This is a genomic window from Psychrobacter sp. N25K4-3-2 (genome assembly GCF_015351755.1).
Lineage (GTDB): Bacteria > Pseudomonadota > Gammaproteobacteria > Pseudomonadales > Moraxellaceae > Psychrobacter > Psychrobacter glaciei.
In genome coordinates this window covers 85,803-104,153 of record NZ_JADKLX010000003.1, presented here as the reverse complement: position 1 = coordinate 104,153, position 18,351 = coordinate 85,803, and the positions used below count along the sequence as shown (strand labels likewise).

The following is an 18,351-nucleotide window of genomic DNA, read 5'->3' as shown; positions in this document are numbered from 1 at the left end:
GTTTTGACGTTTATGATTATCACCACATAGTTAAGGACAACTATGACCACTCCTGATGACCCGATTTATTTCTTAGCTATCGATAACGGCACGCAAAGCGTCAGAGCGCTTATCTTTGATCAATTCGGCACTGAAATCGCCAAAGCCCGTGTGCCTATCGAGCCATATTTCTCTAATCAGCCCAACTATGCCGAGCAGCATGCCGACTATTATTGGCAAAAGCTCAGCGAGGCCTGCCAGCAATTATGGCAAAGCTGCGATGTCACCCCAGCACAAATCGCCGGTGTCAGTCTCGCGACCCAGCGCTATACGATGATATGCTTGGATAAGAATAAACAGCCGCTGCGCCCTGCTATCGTCTGGATGGATTTGCGCCGCGCTGAGACCAATGATATTGGTTTCCTAAGCCCATTGACCAAAATCATTGGCATGGGCGAGCTAGTCTCCGAGGCGCAGCAAAAAGCACGCTGTAATTGGCTCGCGCAAAACGAGCCTGAAATCTGGGCGAAGACTGCGCACTATGTCAATCTCTCCGCCTACCTCACCTATCAGCTCACAGGCGAACTCGCTGATTCGACAGGTCATTCGGTTGGCTACCTGCCTTACAACTTTAAAGCACAAAAGTGGCTAAAACCCACAGATCTAAAATGGCGCTTATTCAGTTGTACCCCTGATCAAATGCCCAAAATTATCTCGCCCGGTCAAAAGCTCGGTCAAATTAATGTTCAAGCCGCCGAGGCCACAGGTATTCTACAGGGTACACCAATGATTGCTGCCGCCAGCGATAAAGCTTGCGAAGCTCTAGGGGCAGCGGGTCTCGCTACCGACACAGCCTGCTTAAGCTTTGGTACCACTGCCACTATTAACACCATCTCTACCGATTACGTCGAAGTCCTCAAGCACATGCCCGCCTACACCGCCGCCGCGCCAAACTATTACAACCATGAGTATATGATCTATCGTGGCTTTTGGATGGTCAGCTGGTTTAAAGAGCAGTTTGCTCACTACGAGGAGCAGCTGGCGCAGACTCAAGGTATCGATACCGAAAAACTCCTTGATCAAGCGGTCAAAGACATTCCAGCAGGATCTATGGGTCTGATGATGCAGCCGTATTGGTCGCCCGGTGTTCGTCATCCGGGGCTTGAGGGCAAAGGCGCGCTCATTGGCTTCGGTGACGTGCACACGCGAGCGCACGTTTACCGTGCTATCTTAGAGGGACTGGCCTACGAGCTTAAGCTTGGTTTTGATACCATTGAGAAGCGCACCGGCAAGCCCATCAAACACTTGCGCGTCTCTGGCGGCGGCTCCCAAAGTGACTCAGCCATGCAGCTCACAGCAGATATTTTTGGCATGCCTGCCTATCGCCCGCATACTTATGAAGCCTCAGGCTTAGGCGCTGCCATCAACTGTGCGGTGGGTCTTGGCGTTTATCCTGACCATTTAACCGCGACACAAGCGATGACCCATTTGGGCGATGAATTCTTACCCATTGATGCCAATGTCCAGCTGTACAAGCGCTTGTATAATGAAGTCTATTTAAAGATGTACGAGCGCTTACAGCCCTTGTATCATAGTATTCAAGACATTACTGGCTACCCTGCCAAATAAGATAAAACGTCTGCGCCAGCCTAACCTTAATCTTGATCTTGATTAGGAGTGATGGCTTGCGTTGCTGTTTAACTGTCATCACTACTTAAGGCTGTATAAATACGATTCAAGCCTTCTATCAACACCGCTTGAGGACAGGCCACGTTAATGCGCATTTTAAGGTGTCCCTCATTACCATATTTGACACCAGAATTTAGCTCAACTTTAGCGTCTCGCAGTTTGTCATAAAGCACCTGATCGTCATTACCATACGCCGAGCAATCGAGCCAGATTAAATAAGACGCTTCTGGGCGCATCACCTTGATATCAGGCAGATGCCCTTCTAAAAAGTGAATCGTTAATTCGATATTGGACTCGATATAACCAAGCGCCTGCTCAAGCCACTCACCACCCTGTTCATAAGCACTACGCATAGCCGCATAAGCAAATAGATTCAGCTCATACTCGTCATTTAATTGCTGCCGTTGGCTGATTTTTTTGATTAGTGACTCATCTTTAGCAAATATCAGCGAGCCTTTGATACCGGCGATATTAAAAGTTTTGGTCATAGAGGTAAGGCTGACCACTTTATGTTCGTAGCCTTTTGCTAGCGTCAAAAAAGGCGTGAATTTGTGACCTTGTAAGGTTAAATCTTGATGAATCTCATCGCTGACAATCGCTACATTGTGCTTTTTGCAAACCGCAAGCAGTGCTGCTAGCTCCTCTCTCGTCCACACTCGCCCGCCCGGATTGTGCGGATTGCATAGCAAATACAGCTTAACCCTATACTCAACTATCTTGGCTTCGATATCCGCCAAATCAAGTTGATATTTACCCTCGATCTCTTTTAATGCAGAGGTCACCAGCTTGCGACCGTTTTGCTCCACCTTAGTCATAAAAGGGGTGTAAATGGGATCATTGACCAATACCGCATCCCCTACTTCAGTAAATACGCTCATCATCAGCGCCAAGCTTGGCACGACACCAGGTGAGAACAAAATATGCTGCTCATCCAACCACAAATCATAACGACTACCATGCCAGCCAATAATCGATTTATACAAAGCCGCAGTGGGTTTGGTATAGCCCAATATGCCATGCTGCGCAATTTGCTCAATCGCGTCTAATATCGGCTGGGCGGCCTTAAAATCCATATCCGCCACCCATAGTGGAATCGTGTCATCGGTATAGTGCCATTTGACTGACCCCGTATCACGCCTATCAATTATCTCATCAAAGTTGTATAGCACTGACATTCTCCTAACAGATAGTGGTCACTTATTATAGTCTAGATAATAGCGTTGTCTTTACTGTTTGAATGATTAGGACGCGCCCTAGCAGTCTTAGTCTCTTTCAACCGTACTTATCTATTCATCGGCTTAAACGACCTTTAAGCAAATAATGCTAACAATAGTTAGATTTCTATCAAACATTAATGTTACATTTATATTGCGAATTCTGAACAATATCTAGGGCGTATCATCAATTAACACATGGATACATTTAGTGGTCTTAAAATGGTTAAATTTTGCCAAACATCGTCAGAAATCTTGTCAATATGTTCATATTTACAGCAATTTCTTCCTTGTTTGGCTGCAATTTTCCTCATTTTAAGCCTCACAATCTAAATGATGACACGCCTTAGTCGTTTACGTCGGAGTACGCTGATATGACGAGCGTTAAGATAGACATTGACCTCTACCAACCAATTAGCCCCGAGGGCTTTTAAAAAAGGATATAGCATTATGAAAACGGATTTTCTACCATGCTCAGCACTAAAAATTAGTGCGCTTACCCTAGCCATTGCCGCTGCTTCTTTGAGTACTTCCGCTGTGATGGCGGCTGAATGTCAATTAGGCAGTGGGGACACAGGAGGCGCAACCAGCTTTGGGACAGATGCCCTAGCTTGTGGCCCGAACACCAGCGCCTTTGCCGACAACGCCACCGCAGTGGGTCAAAATGCGTTTGCGTCGGATGAAAACGCTGTGGCGATCGGTAACACCGCCTTTGCCTCTTTTGAAAATGCTACCGCTATTGGTGCAAACTCACAAGCTGACGGTGTCGATGCTGTAGCGCTTGGCGGTGGTGTATCTACAAATGGTTCGCGCGCAGGTGCGCAGGCGTTAGGTAACTCGACAACTGCCATTGGTGGCGAAAGCTTAGCGAACACCCCAGGTGCAACCGCTTTGGGTTGGCAGGCAGAAGCTTCTGGGGCTATGGCTACCGCAGTCGGTCATCAAACTACCGCATCAGGCGACCAAAGTTTTGCTGGCGCTGAAGATGCCGTGGCTTCAGGTACTAATGCGGTTGCGATAGGCAATACTGCCGTTGCTTCAGGCGCTGACGGCGTGGCGATCGGCGGTGACAGAAGTGGTGTACGTCAGACGACTGCTTCGGGTACTTCTTCTACTGCTGTCGGTGCGCAGGCGCAGGCCACTCAAGCGGGTACTACTGCGGTAGGTTGGCAATCAACCGCTAGTGCCGAGCGCGCTCAAGCATTCGGTCATTTAGCCAATGCTAGCGGCGTACGCTCTACGGCAGTCGGTGAAGCCGCCGCTGCTCAAGGCGAAGCGTCGGTAGCGTTAGGTAATAAATCCGTGGCAGGTGGCACCAACGACACGGTTGCCATAGGTAACGCGGCAAACGCAGGCATGAACTCAGCCACCGCAGTTGGTGGTCAAGCCAATGCTGCAGGATTAGGCTCCACCTCTATCGGTTGGCAGTCAAAAGCAACGGCTGAACGCGCGCAAGCATTCGGTCACTTAGCCAATGCCAGCGGTGTACGCTCTACTGCTGTCGGTGAAGCAGCTACCGCAGCTGGCACCAACGACACGGTTGCCATAGGTAACGCGGCGAACGCAGGCATGAACTCAGCCACTGCAGTCGGTGGTCAAGCCAATGCTGCAGGATTGGGTTCCACCTCTATCGGTTGGCAGTCAAAAGCCACGGCCGAACGCGCGCAAGCATTCGGTCACTTAGCCAATGCCAGCGGTGTACGCTCTACTGCGGTCGGTGAAGCGGCCAGCGCTGAGTCAGACAACGCCATCGCTATCGGTAACAACTCAGTCGCTTCGGGTCTTGATGGCGTTGCCATTGGCGGCGACAGAAGTGGAGTACGTCAGACGACTGCTTCTGGCACTTCTTCAACCGCCGTCGGTGCGCAAGCTCAGGCCACTCAAGCAGGGTCTACCGCAATAGGTTGGCAATCAACTGCAAGCGCCGAACGCGCACAAGCCTTTGGTCACTTAGCATCAGCAACAGGGGTACGCTCTACGGCAGTAGGCGAAGCGGCAGCAGCGCAAGGTGATTCTTCTGTAGCGGTAGGTAATAAATCTAGTGCTAGCGGCGCAAATGCTATCGCTATCGGTAATGGTGCAACAGCGGCAAGCGACAACCAAATCGTCTTAGGTAATGCCGGTCAATTACAGGCCAGTACAGGATCACAGTCAGGCGCAACCAACATAGTCACTACTGATGCCAATGGCACGTTAGGCGCTAGCGTCTCTGTCAACTCTTTGGCTACCGCAAACCAGCTAGCCAACACGGATGCTCAAGTCGCCAACTTAGGCACAGCCTCAGTTAGCAATGCGAGACAAATTAACGATTTGCGCAACGAGTACAACCGTCAAGAAGATCGCTTAGATGAAGCGGAAGACGGTATCGCAATGGCGCTAGCGCTCGAGACACCAGTCATTCCTTCAGGCAAACGCTACGCCATGACCATTGGCACAGGCTATTACAATAGTGGCTCAGCACTGAGTACCTCGTTTGCTGGACGCGTGAATGACAGCATGACGATCTCAGCGGGTGCAGGATTTGGTCTTGATACTGGAAAAGTCGGAGCACGTGGCGGGGTAACCTTCGCTTGGTAAATGGCGCAAAAGTATCGACTCAACCAATCGCTATTTAACTCAATAAAACCTCGCGATTGCGGGGTTTCTTGCGGTATGTCTATTTTACTTATTACCGCACCTACTCTCTAATCAAACCAACCAGCCTTTTGGGCTTTTAAAAAGGATTTACTCATGAAGATGGACTTTCTACTACAATCAACGCTGAAAATTAGTGCTCTTACTCTCGCCATTGCTGCCACCTCTGCATGCACTGCTATGGCAACAGGCGCTGAGGCTCAGCCCGTTACTGCAAACGCTCAAATGATGGCAAACGCTAACTCTACTGCCATTACTTTAGGCAATAGTGCTATGTCTAGCGGCACTAACGACACGGTTGCTATCGGTAATATGGCCAATGCAGGTCTGAACTCAGCAACCGCTGTCGGTGGTCAAGCCAATGCCGCAGGTCTAGGCTCGACGTCTATCGGTTGGCAATCAAAAGCCACTGCCGAACGCGCACAAGCCTTTGGTCATCTAGCCAATGCTAGCGGTGTTCGCTCTACTGCTGTTGGTGAAGCCGCTATGGCTGGTGGCAGCAATGATACCGTCGCTGTCGGTAATAAAGCCAATGCAGGTCTGAACTCAGCAACCGCTGTCGGCGGCGAAGCCAACGCTGCTGGTCTAGGCTCAACCTCTATCGGTTGGCAGTCAAAAGCCACTGCCGAACGCGCGCAAGCGTTTGGTCATATCGCCAATGCTAGTGGCGTACGCTCTACCGCAGTTGGTGAAGCGGCAGCCGCACAAGGTGCCAATTCGGTAGCCGTAGGCAATAAGTCTATGGCTGGCGGCATAAATAGCATCGCTATCGGTAACGGAGCAATGGCGGCGAAAAATAACCAAGTCGTCTTAGGTAATGCTGGACAAGTGCAATCTAGTACCGCAGCACAGTCAGGTACGGTCAGAATCGTCACTATCGATGACAATGGCACTTTGGGCACGATGATGGTTGATTACTACCAAAAAGCTCGATAATTGATCAATTACCAATGTTGATACCACTATAAATCAATAATCGTAGACAAAATAATAAGACCTCGCGATGGCGGGGTTTTTGTTGTTTAAGATTACGGTCTTAGATTTGAGGGTTTGGCGTGGGGCTTTAGATAGTTTGGGAATAGTTTAGAATTTTCGGATTAGGATGCGAAACCGTTTCAGGAATAAGGGGAGCCAATCCTGCCATCCGCTATTATCTGCTTATCTAGCCTTAAGAAACTCCCATTTAAGAGAGTTTCTCTTGCAAGCCTAAAATTGCACTGCAATTTTTTTACGGCTCTCATGTCAGGGCTAAAACGCTTTTTAGGGCATCTTTCATAAATATATTAAGATTTTGCTCAGTCATTTTATGCTAAATTAGTAAACAAATACTTATTAGTTAAGTTGGTAAGTAAATTATTTATATTATGATGAATCTACTTAACTAAAATTCAGGTCAAATTCAATTGCTTCTATCTAAGTTAGTAAATATTAAAAAGGATATTCTGTGAACACTGATGTCAAATGTAAAGAAGTTGGTGAAAACTCCATTTACTGGCAGCCAATTAATCAATCTACTCAGAGTTACAAAGACGTAATGCATTCTTGGAAAATTAATTTTTTTGCTTTTAAGGAAGAGGATCTTAGCACTGGGGTTGAAGGACTAAGACCTCCACAAATAGGAGCAATCCATGCAGGTTTAGGATATGAAAAGTCCGACCATAACGAATCTGCAACTATTGTCATGCCGACAGGTACTGGTAAAACTGAAACAATCTTATCGTTAGTAGTGGCTGGAAAGTTCCCTTTAACTTTAGTTATAGTGCCTTCAGATGCGCTACGTACTCAAATTAAAAACAAATTTTTGAACCTTGGCCTTTTGCGAAAGCTAGAGTTAGTTGATAATAAGTTTGAAAATCCCCACGTTGCTACAATAACGCATGGCGTTAAAAGGCTTGAGGAAATTGATGAATTATTAAGTTCTAACGTCATCATAGCAACGCCATCTGTATTTTCTAACTTTTCCGCTAGTTGCCTAACTACTCTATTGAATGCATGTACACATCTTATTGTTGATGAAGCACATCATATAGCAGCAAAAACATGGGTTAATATAAAAACGCATTTTTTAGATAAAAAGGTTTTTCAGTTTACGGCTACACCTTTTAGATCTGATGGTATTAGAGTAGAAGGCAGGATTATTTTCGATTATTCCCTTAAAAAAGCTCAATTAGATGGTTACTTTCAAGAAATTGATTTTCATTCAGTAAAGGAATTTACTCAGGAAAAATCCGATAAAGCCATTTCTGAAAAAGCAATCAAACTTCTTAGAGAGGATATTAGCTTAGGCTTTGACCATATGGTTATGGCTAGAGCCTCTTCTATAAAAAGAGCGAAAGAGATTTTCAAATTATATGAGAGTGAAACAGACCTATATCCTGTATTAATAAATAGTAAGACCAAAAATAGTAAGACCAAATTAGAAGCTATCAAAAATGGAAGTCACAAGATAATTGTTTGCGTAGATATGCTGGGTGAAGGCTTCGATCTTGCTAACTTAAAAATATCTGCCATGCATGATGTTCATAAAAGTATAAATATAACTCTTCAATTTATAGGTAGATTTACGAGAACAAATAACAAACTAGGCAATGCTAAGTTCATAGCTAATATCGCTAATACTGGGGTTAGTAAAGAACTTGCAAAATTGTATGTAGAAGATTCTGATTGGAATAACATTATCAGCGAGGTAAGTTTAAACAAAATTAAAGATGAAAAAATGTATCAAGAATTTAAAGAAAAGTTTTCAGAATCAACAAATATCTTTAATTTAGGCTTAGTACCTAATATGAGTACGACCATATACAGATTAGCTTCGAAATCATGGAATCCTCAAAATATTTTCTCTCTAGGAGAGAAACATTTTAAAATATTTGAACATACTGTCAATGATGAGAACGATACTATTATCTTTAGTACAAAGACCTATGTCCCTGTAGGCTGGACTAAATCTAAAGAGTTGTTTGACGAAATTTGGGATTTGTATGTCCTATATTATGACAAAGAAAATAGCCTACTATTTTTTCATACTTCTAATAAAGGCACTTTAAATAGATATATAGTCAAGTCGATTGCTAATAAAGCAATTCAAGTCAGAGGGGAACCAATATTTAGAGCACTATACGGACTTAGACGTTTGCGCCTACAAAATGTAGGCCTTAACAAAAATAAAAAAGGGGTTCGCTACACTATGCATACTGGTAGAGATATAGCTGAACAAATACCTGATATCGAAGCACAGAGAGCTGTAAAATCGAATATTTTTGGCAAAGGTTTTGAGAACGGTGAGGAAACTAGTATTGGTTGTTCATATAAAGGTAAAATTTGGGCAATGGATAGCGACTCTATAGATAAATGGTTTACATGGTGTAAGAATGTTGGTAAAAAAATTCTTGATGAAAGTATAGATCCTAATCATGTGCTTAAAACTGCTATGCGCAATGCTACTCTTTCAAGTTTCCCTCATTTACCTATAATTTCTATAGATTGGCCAGTAGAACTACTTCGAAAGAACCAAGAAACAATAATTATAGGAAATACTGATTGGAGTGAAAAATTAGTAAACTGCGAATTAAATTCAGCTTTACTACCTACTCCTGATGGTAAAGAAATCTCTATCTACCTTTGCACACCTGAGAATAGAAGCGAAATAAAGTTTTCATTAAATAATGATGAAGCGAAGTTTGAGTCTTCAGATGATCTATATATTCAGTTTGGTAAGACACCTATATTTCTTAATGATTTCTTTTCTGAACATCCACCAACATTATTATTGGTAGATACATCTTACATTGAGGGTGACCAACATTATTACCCCAATGAACAATACGCATATCTATATGATAAAAATAAGATAAAAATCTGGAATTGGGAGGGCGTAGATATATCTACAGAGTCTCAGAAAGTACAAAAGATTCGTAGCTCTATTCAATACAATACTATAGAAAAGATAAAAGGTTCTTACGACTTAGTTTTTGATGACGATGGCAGTGGTGAAATTGCAGATATCGTTGCTATTAAAAATGACAATGACAGAGTGCTTTACATTGACTTTTTTCACTTAAAATATTGTACAAAAAACAAGGAAGGTCTATCAAATCCTGGGGCCAGAGTTGATGATGTTTATCAAGTAGCAGGTCAAGCAGCGAAAAGTATCAAGTGGATTAATGATGTAGATAAGCTTATATCTAGACTAATTTATCGTGAAATTCAGAGGTTAGCAAAAGATGAACTTTCTCGAATAGATAAAGGTGATCTAGAATACTTACTTTATTTGCAGAAGGTCGCAAAGCTAGCATATTATGAATTTAATATGACAATTATCCAACCAGCAATCTCAAAAAGTAAAGTTTCAGACGAACAGCTTATAATTTTGGGCAACGCTGAGACATACATTAATGAAATTACTGGAATAAAGCTTAATGTTATTTCAAGTGCTTAATTGGCACTATAAAAATAATATATCTACTTCTCGATAAATAAAAAGTAGGTTACCGCCCCTTAAACTCAGCCGCTCGCCTTTCAACCATCGCCATCACGCCTTCTTTTGCATCTTCTGAATGAAAGAGCGGCGGCAGATAGCTATGAATATTGGCCAATGCCGTTGCTGCGCCATTGCGACTGGCATCTTGCGCGGATGATAGCGCCCCTCTCACACCCAAAGGCGCGGCTTTACAAATCTCTTGTGCCAGTGTCAATGCACGCTCGTACTCAGTCCCATTTGCCACCACTTCACTGACCAAATTCAGTCTATCTGCCGTTTGCGCATCGAATGCCTTACCCGTGAGTAGATACGGCATGGCTTTTTGCCAGCCTGCTGCTGCGACAAAACGTACCGTCGCACCGCCAAATGGCATGATGCCGCGCTGCACTTCCATTTGTGCAAAGTTGCAGTTATCACTAGCGATGACCACATCACTATTGAGCATCAGCTCGATAGCCACAGTAAAGCAAGTGCCTTTTACCGCCACTACTACGGGCTTAGTACGCAATTTTCCACTGATGCCCCACGGGTCGATTTGGTTATCGTCAAACTCAAACACACCGTCGTTTAGCTTGTCTTGCAGCTCTACCAAATCCAGACCTGCGGTAAAATGATCTCCATGAGCAAATATTAAGGCACAGCGTAAATTGTCATCTTCTTCATAGTGAGTGAGCGCTTCAGATAACTGCGCAATCATATGACTGTCAAAGGCGTTGCGTTTATCGGCGCGATTTAGCCCGATCAGGCAAATATGGCCGTCTGTTTCTTGGGTAATTCGATTGTCTGTGCGGTTATTATTTTCCATAGTCATGGTCTTGTCCTTTTTAGAATGCTAGTTTGCAGGGTTCACCCTATGCCAAATCAATGTTGCTAAAGATTTATTCGACTTACTTTTAATATAGACATACGCCCTCTGCAACGCAAGCACCGTTTTCGCGTTGATGAATAGCTGACATCAATAGTAGTTGACCTGATTTGCTATAAGTGCAACTATTATTCAAACTAAGACATGACTCAGAGTATTTTATGGAATTTTGGCACGGTTTTTTGCTGATCACTAGCGTCCATCTACTCGCTGCTGCCTCTCCAGGGCCTGATTTTGTCTTGGTATCACAGCAGACATTGGCAAAAGGCCGACGCACAGGTTTGATTTGTAGCATTGGCATTACCTTGGGTCTTGCTGTACACATTATCTATTCGGTGCTGGGACTGGCAACAGTGATCGCCCATTCGCAGCCGCTATTGACCGCTATTAAATGGTTGGGTGGTAGCTATCTGATTTATCTCGGATGGCAAGGTATTCAAGCCAAACCGAAAAAACCATTAGATTTAGCAGATTCAGAAAATGTAGGCATTGATACTTCAAACACTAAGTCTACCGAGCAAGCACAGCTGCTTTCTACCAAAAAACCTTCTATTAATAGCGACTCAACTTTCGCCATTCTGCGTCGTGGCTTTTTTTGCAATGTATTTAACCCAAAAGCGCCAGTGTATTTCGTGGCGATATTTACCCTCGTATTGTCACCAGATATCCCGCTTTGGCAGTTAGCAATCTATGGCGTATGGATGATGGTCTTGCAGATGGCATGGTTTAGCACGGTGGTGATGTTACTTTCTATCCCTGCGATTCATCGCCGCTTTCAACGCTTTGAGCATTGGATAGACCGCGTCTTGGGTACAGCGATGATTGTATTGGGATTAAATCTTATCTTACGTAGCCGATAAGACCTTCGTTACCTACGAAATCTGCTAAAATGGTGCATTATATTCAAACATCAAAGCCCGATACTATGACCAGTAAGCCTATGAACCGTCGCCCGACCGCCAACAATCACAGAAACAGATCGCCTGAGACTGCTAAAAAACTCGGTCGGCTACATCCGCGCAATCCGCACCAAGGTCGCTATGACTTTGCGGTATTGACCCGTGCCTTGCCAGAGCTTGCCAAGCATACGATTACCAATCCTAATGGCGAGCCAACGATTAACTTCTCTGATCATCAAGCGGTAAGAGTGCTTAATCAGGCGCTACTAGCCCATTATTATGGTGTCAAGTTTTGGGACATTCCTGAAGGTTACTTGTGTCCACCGATTCCGGGACGCGCAGATTACATTCACTATGTTGCCGACTTACTTGCGCAAACCAGTCATACCAATGACGATAACCTCCCGCCAACGGGCAAAGAAATCCACGCTTTAGATATCGGTACGGGTGCCAGCGCCATTTATCCGATTATCGGTAGTCAAAGCTATGGTTGGCGCTTTACCGCGAGCGATATCGACCCTATTTCGGTCAATACCGCAGCATTGATTTGTGATGCCAATCCGAAGCTAAAAGGCGCGGTGAAAGTTAAGCTGCAACCTAACTCCAAAAAGTTTTTTGCAGGCATCATCGGTCGTCAAGATTACTTCGATGTGGTCGTTTGTAACCCTCCGTTCCATGCCTCGTTAGAAGAAGCGATGGAATCCAATACCCGCAAGCAGCATAATTTGCAAAGACATCGTGGTAAGAACGAAAGCGAGCAAGTAAGCCGTAGCTCAACGAAATCTGGCAATGCGGCACAAAACCTAAACTTCGGTGGTCAGCACAAAGAGCTATGGAGTGAAGGCGGCGAGATTACCTTTTTAACCAAAATGATAAAAGAGAGCCAAGACTTTGCTGAGCATGTTGGCTGGTTTACTAGCTTAGTCTCTAAGTCTGAAAACGTAAAACCTTTACAGCTATTGCTAAAGCAGCTCGATGTCACACAAATGCGCATTATTGAGATGAGCCAAGGGCAGAAAAACACCCGTATATTGGCATGGCGTTTTAACACTGACGAAGAGTAGTAGCTACCGTTTTTAATTCTTAAAGTTTCACGTGAAACAAAAAAAGCACCGCTCTGGAACCCAGAGCGGTGCTTTTTATTGAGAATAATGAGATAGTAATACATTGATTTTATTTAGGTCTAACGATAGCTAAAAAAACATCACCTTTAGCCCAATCGCAATCAGTACAAATCCACCTAATGCCTCTGCTTTATCCTCTAACCATGTGCCAGAGCGCCAGCCTAAATAGACACCGAACAGCCCAAATACAGCAGTGACTACAGCGATAATTAAACAGGCCAACCAAGCATTCAACGCCAATAAGTTAAGCGTAAACCCTGCCGCCATGGCATCGATGCTTGTGGCAATTGCGAGCGTAAGCATAGTGCGATGATTGATATGGTTGTTGCCAGTATGAATGACTGCAACTTCATCGCCAGCCGTATCAATATCATGGGCTTTTAGATGAAGCGCACTGTCTACCGCATCTTCCCCATCGCCAGTAAACACCTCATACAGCATTTTACCACCGAGACCGATCAGTATTATGCCGCCAATCCAAGGCGCAGCAGCAGCCAACCAACCTAAAAGTGCCGCGCCTAACAAATAGCCAATAAGCGGCATAATACCCTGCGCAATACCAAAATATAAGCCCGCATAGACAGCTAAACGCAGCAAATATTGCTTGCTCTGTTTTTGCGACTTAGCACCCAACCCAATCGCAACGGCAAATGCATCCATGGCTAGAGCAACAGCAAGTAGCACGACTTCAATCATTTTATTTTTTCACTTATGCTAATAATTTATAACTGGGACAGTTTAATGAAGGTTTATAGTCGTTTCAATTTAAAAAAACGACAATGCTGCTGAAATAAATTTTGCGAAGCCTCTAGAGTGCGAAGCGCACAGCGAGCGAGAAAATTTTATATCAGCAGGATATCATTTTTTATTAAGTTTCACGTGAAACAATCTTAACATTAAAAAACCACCGCCTTGGTTGCCAAAGCGGTGGTTTTTTAGTGAGTCACAATATTATGCTATTTAAATATCTAGGTTAGAGACTGTTAACGCATTCTCTTCGATAAAGATACGACGTGGCTCGACATGATCGCCCATTAGGCAGGTAAACATATGATCCGCGGCGATGGCATCTTCAATAGTAACACGTAGCATACGACGGTTTTCAGGGTCCATCGTCGTATCCCACAGCTGATCGGCGTTCATCTCCCCTAGCCCTTTGTAGCGCTGGATGGCTAGACCACGACGCGCATCAAGCATCATCTGCTGCCAGAGATAATCAAAGTCACGGACTGGGATATCTTTGCTAGCACCCGTAGTATTCTCGCGGCGGATAAACGCGCTATCCTCAAGCAAAGTGTTCCATTCCGCCGATAAGCGTAGCAACTTGGTATATTCGCCTGAATTGATAAAGCTTGCATCTAGCAGATAATGATGGGCCAATTGATGCACATAAACCGTAATGCGAGGTAACCATTGCGCTTTAGCCGATAACGCTTCACCATCAGAAGTGTCGCCATCTTCAGCTGCTACGGCAGGTTTCATACCCAATAAGTCTGCAGCGGCTGCATCCATATTTTTCGGTTGTGGCGCATGAATATTAATCAATTCAATCTCAGGGCTCAGATCACTACCGAAGTGCTCAAGCTGAGTTTGCATAGTCTCTTGCCACCCTTGCATAGCAGACTTATCGTAAGTCATGTCAGTGCTAAGCTTCGGCGTATGCGTTAAAGCATCCAAAATCACCGCTGGAAAACGAATTTGCAAACGGGCTTTAATCAGCTGCGTTTGGTTATAATCATTCAATAGCGTCTCTAACGCTTGCCCAGTAATCGCAGGTGCATCTTCACTGATGTGTAGCTTGGTATTATCAATTGTAGATGACAGTAGATACGCTTTAAGCGCTTCATCATCTTTTAGATACAGCTCTTGACGACCTTTTTTTACTTTATATAGTGGTGGCTGAGCGATATAAATATAACCACGCTCGATCAGCTCTGGCGTTTGACGGAAGAAGAAGGTCAACAGCAAGGTACGAATGTGCGAGCCGTCAACGTCGGCATCGGTCATGATGATGATTTTATGATAGCGTACTTTATCAGGATTATATTCATCAGGGCCGATACCACAGCCAAGCGCAGTAATTAGGTTACCCACTTCCGCAGACGATAGCATTTTGTCAAAACGCGCACGCTCAACGTTTAGAATTTTACCTTTTAGTGGCAAAATCGCTTGGGTCTTACGGCTACGACCTTGCTTCGCTGAACCACCTGCAGAGTCACCCTCCACGATATATAGTTCTGAAAGCGCTGGATCTTTTTCTTGGCAATCGGCCAACTTACCAGGCAAACCTGCGATATCCAAAGTAGTCTTACGACGCGTCATTTCACGCGCTTTACGAGCTGCGTCACGCGCTCGTGCTGCATCGATGATTTTATTTGCAATGGCTTTACTAGCCGTTGGATTCTCTAACAAAAAGTCGTTGAATTTGTCGTGCATTGCCGATTCAACAGCAGATTTTACTTCGCTTGAGACCAGCTTATCTTTGGTTTGACTGGAGAATTTTGGATCAGGCACTTTGACCGAGACAATCGCCGTTAGTCCTTCACGCGCATCGTCGCCCGTCGCGGTCACTTTCTCTTTTTTAAATAAGTTTTCACGATCCATATAACTGTTTAGACAACGGGTCAATGCTGAACGAAAGCCTGATAAATGCGTACCACCATCGCGCTGCGGGATGTTGTTGGTAAAGCACAATACTTTTTCGTTATAAGTATCTGTCCATTGCAGTGCCACTTCGACACTGATGCCGTCGTCTTGCTCACTATCAAAATGGAAGACTTCGTTGACGCCATCTTTGCCCGCATTGATATAGCTGACAAACTCGGACAATCCGCCTTTATGTTCAAACTCATGACGCTTATCGATACGCTCATCGGTCAAGACGATGCGTACACCTGAGTTCAAAAACGACAGCTCACGTAAACGCTTGGCTAAAATATCATATTCGAAGATAGTGCCAGTAAATACGTCGTTACTAGGGTAAAAGCGGATTTGAGTACCGGTTTTATCAGTTGCTTCCATTTGCTGAATGTCAGCATCAGGCACGCCATCGGTATAAGTCTGATGGTAGTGATAGCCTTCACGCCAGATATTCATTTCCAGCTTTTTAGATAAGGCGTTAACGACCGAAACGCCGACACCATGCAGACCGCCTGAGACTTTATAGCTGTTATCATCGAACTTACCGCCTGCATGCAGGACAGTCATAATAACCTGCGCCGCTGACACACCCTCTTCTGGATGGATATCGACAGGGACACCGCGACCATTATCCATGACACTGACCGATTCATCTTCGTGAATGACGATATCGATCTGATCACAATGACCGGCCAACGCTTCATCGATAGAGTTATCCACTACCTCAAAGACCATATGATGCAAGCCAGTACCGTCATCGGTATCACCGATATACATCCCAGGACGCACGCGCACGGCTTCTAGACCGCGTAAGACACGGATATCTTTGGAGCTATAATCAGAAGGTAAACTCTCAGGAACGGCGGCAGGGACAATCGTGTCAACGACAGTATCTGAAACTGTAGCATCTGAAACTGTCGTATCGGCTGTCAATTGCTCGTAATCGGTAGGTAATGAATCACTCATGTGCATTCCTTAATCTAGCCATCATCAGCCCATCACGGGCGCACCATTACGGTGACGCCTCACGATGTTATCTTAGACTTAACGTTTTATGGTCAAAGTCTTTCATGCGTATTAGTAGCTAAATAGCGTTAGCTACAACTTTGTGGCGTGTCTTTAAAGACATAAAATTAGCGCTCAGTTTTTTAATACTAGCTTCTGTTTTTTTGAACATTATTGAAGCCAAGTAAAATAAATAAAACGCATGTTTATCAGCCACTTAGAATTTTATAGATAATAAAAAAACTCTATATCACGCCATAAGATAACTTGCTGAGAATAGGACAAAAATAAAGCCCCATTTTAGCATTTTTTCCCTTCTAAGTCACTGTTTACTGGCAGTTTTATCACTATTCGTCAAGTATTTTAGGATAGTGAAAATTATGTTGGAATAAGGGTGGAATTTATAGGTCAAATGCAGAGTTGACGACAAAGCAAGGAGGCAATAATGTCAAAAATAATTGCTATTGGTCAGATGAGATTTGACCTTGTTTCACATGAAACATATTAGGTTCTGACCAGAATTTATTGACTAGCGGCACGATATCCTCGGTTAAACTGGTCATAAATACCTGACAAGGCAGCTGTGCTAGCGTTGACAATAAAATCTCAATCGCCCTATCATCCAGCTCTGCGGTGATATCGTCTAACAGTACCACGGGTATCACTCGTGATTCAAAATCATTATTAGAGGTATCAGCACCTTTTTCAGTATTAAGTAGCAGCGGCAACTGTGATAAGCGCAATGCGGTGATCAATAGTTTCTTTTCACCACGCGACAACACATTTGCGGCCTGTTCTTTTAGAACGGGTAATTTCGTGTGCATATCGCCTTCTATTGTCGTGCTTTTAGCTTCCTGCCCTTCATGCATTGCTAGCGGCTCGCTAGAGCGCCAATGGACATGAATATCGGCACGGTGGTTACCGATACGGGTATAGCCCAGCTGCAAATCCTGCTCTAAGCGTTCATTAAGCTGCACATCGAGCGCAACATTGGTGTCGTAACCGGCGCTATAGCTCAAGCTTAATTGCTCCGCATAAGTAGGCAATAACTGAGCAATGCTTTGAGCAAAGTAAGGCTGCCATTCACTAAATATTCGTTCTCGATAGTGGTGGATAAGTGCGGCATGATTGCTCAGACCTTTGTCCCATGCTTTTAGCTCAGCGAGTTGAACTTGGGTCAAATGACGCGATTTTTTTAGCAAACTATTGCGCTGTTTTAACAGGCGTTGATAAGCCACCCACTGCGGATGAAAGCCTTGTTTCATGTGAAACACCAACCAATCTAACAGCTGCCGACGACTGGCACTGCCCTGCTCTAACATGTCCATCGTAGAGGGATCTATCAATAGTGTGGGGAGCTGTTCGGTTAAGATGCTTTGATTGTAGACCGTGGTTTGATTAAGACGTAGTATCGTCGTCGCATCGGCTTGCTTTTGAATCGCTAAAGTACTGCTATCACTGAGCTTAGCATGTACCGTCGCGTTGTCTTGATGATGCTGAATATAGCGTTTGGGCTGATGATGACGAAAGCTCTTACCTCTTGATAACAAGAATATCGCTTCTAATAGCGAGGTTTTGCCACTACCATTCGCGCCGATAATGACGTTGCAAGCAGTGGCAGGTAGAGTGACTTGGCTGAGGTTACGTAGGTGTGAGATTTGTAGACGTTCAATCATAATGTCGACAGCCGCCTATTTTCGCCACCTACATTTTAGCAGGCAAAAGTTTAATTAATTAAAGATTTTTCGAGATTGCAGATATTAGTTTTGAATGTAAAAATAGTCTTTAAAACAACGCTATAAAGATAGCGACACAGTCTAAC

The 18,351-nt window shown here is 44.4% G+C and carries 11 protein-coding genes; 6 read left to right on the top strand and 5 right to left on the bottom strand.

Annotated features, from left to right (window positions below):
- The first annotated feature begins 42 nt into the window (after positions 1-42).
- A complete protein-coding gene (locus tag IOD06_RS08330; RefSeq protein WP_194620534.1) occupies positions 43-1,608 on the top strand; it encodes an FGGY-family carbohydrate kinase in 1,566 nt (521 codons plus the stop codon).
- 68 nt (positions 1,609-1,676) lie between these two features.
- Here the strand turns inward: IOD06_RS08330 and IOD06_RS08325 are convergent, their stop codons facing one another.
- Positions 1,677-2,843: a MalY/PatB family protein gene (locus IOD06_RS08325; protein ID WP_194620533.1), complete on the bottom strand. Its 1,167-nt coding sequence runs from the start codon at positions 2,841-2,843 to the stop codon at positions 1,677-1,679.
- Positions 2,844-3,332: 489 nt separating this feature from the next.
- On the opposite strand from IOD06_RS08325, the gene IOD06_RS08320 reads away from it, so the two are divergent.
- The 3 genes from IOD06_RS08320 to IOD06_RS08310 all read left to right on the top strand — a co-directional run bounded on the left by IOD06_RS08320 (position 3,333) and on the right by IOD06_RS08310 (position 9,954).
- Positions 3,333-5,459 (top strand): YadA-like family protein, encoded by a 2,127-nt coding sequence (locus tag IOD06_RS08320; protein ID WP_194620532.1) that lies wholly within the window; start codon positions 3,333-3,335, stop codon positions 5,457-5,459.
- Between the two features lie 153 nt (positions 5,460-5,612).
- Positions 5,613-6,452 carry a hypothetical protein gene (locus tag IOD06_RS08315; RefSeq protein WP_194620531.1) on the top strand — a complete coding sequence of 280 codons (840 nt, stop codon included), beginning with the start codon at positions 5,613-5,615 and terminating at the stop codon, positions 6,450-6,452.
- 508 nt (positions 6,453-6,960) lie between these two features.
- A complete protein-coding gene (locus IOD06_RS08310; protein WP_320157430.1) occupies positions 6,961-9,954 on the top strand; it encodes a DEAD/DEAH box helicase family protein in 2,994 nt (997 codons plus the stop codon).
- A 49-nt stretch (positions 9,955-10,003) separates the two neighbouring features.
- Here the strand turns inward: IOD06_RS08310 and IOD06_RS08305 are convergent, their stop codons facing one another.
- On the bottom strand, positions 10,004-10,807 hold the full coding sequence (locus IOD06_RS08305) for a crotonase/enoyl-CoA hydratase family protein (RefSeq protein WP_194620530.1): 804 nt from the start codon (positions 10,805-10,807) through the stop codon (positions 10,004-10,006).
- A 215-nt stretch (positions 10,808-11,022) separates the two neighbouring features.
- On the opposite strand from IOD06_RS08305, the gene IOD06_RS08300 reads away from it, so the two are divergent.
- Together IOD06_RS08300 and rlmF are read left to right on the top strand one after the other, a co-directional pair.
- Positions 11,023-11,721, top strand: a complete 699-nt coding sequence (locus IOD06_RS08300) for a LysE family translocator (RefSeq protein WP_194620529.1) — start codon at positions 11,023-11,025, stop codon at positions 11,719-11,721.
- 65 nt (positions 11,722-11,786) lie between these two features.
- Complete coding sequence (gene rlmF, locus IOD06_RS08295) at positions 11,787-12,824, top strand: 23S rRNA (adenine(1618)-N(6))-methyltransferase RlmF (protein WP_194620528.1); 1,038 nt, start codon at positions 11,787-11,789, stop codon at positions 12,822-12,824.
- A 129-nt stretch (positions 12,825-12,953) separates the two neighbouring features.
- On the opposite strand, the gene IOD06_RS08290 is transcribed toward rlmF, so the two are convergent.
- From IOD06_RS08290 to IOD06_RS08280, 3 genes are all read right to left on the bottom strand, one after another.
- Positions 12,954-13,580, bottom strand: coding sequence for a manganese efflux pump (locus IOD06_RS08290; protein WP_194620527.1), 627 nt, complete (start codon positions 13,578-13,580; stop codon positions 12,954-12,956).
- 264 nt (positions 13,581-13,844) lie between these two features.
- Positions 13,845-16,490, bottom strand: a complete 2,646-nt coding sequence (gene gyrB / locus IOD06_RS08285) for a DNA topoisomerase (ATP-hydrolyzing) subunit B (protein ID WP_227669968.1) — start codon at positions 16,488-16,490, stop codon at positions 13,845-13,847.
- Positions 16,491-16,990: 500 nt separating this feature from the next.
- Positions 16,991-18,205, bottom strand: a complete 1,215-nt coding sequence (locus IOD06_RS08280; protein ID WP_194620526.1) for a DNA replication/repair protein RecF — start codon at positions 18,203-18,205, stop codon at positions 16,991-16,993.
- Positions 18,206-18,351: the final 146 nt, after the last annotated feature.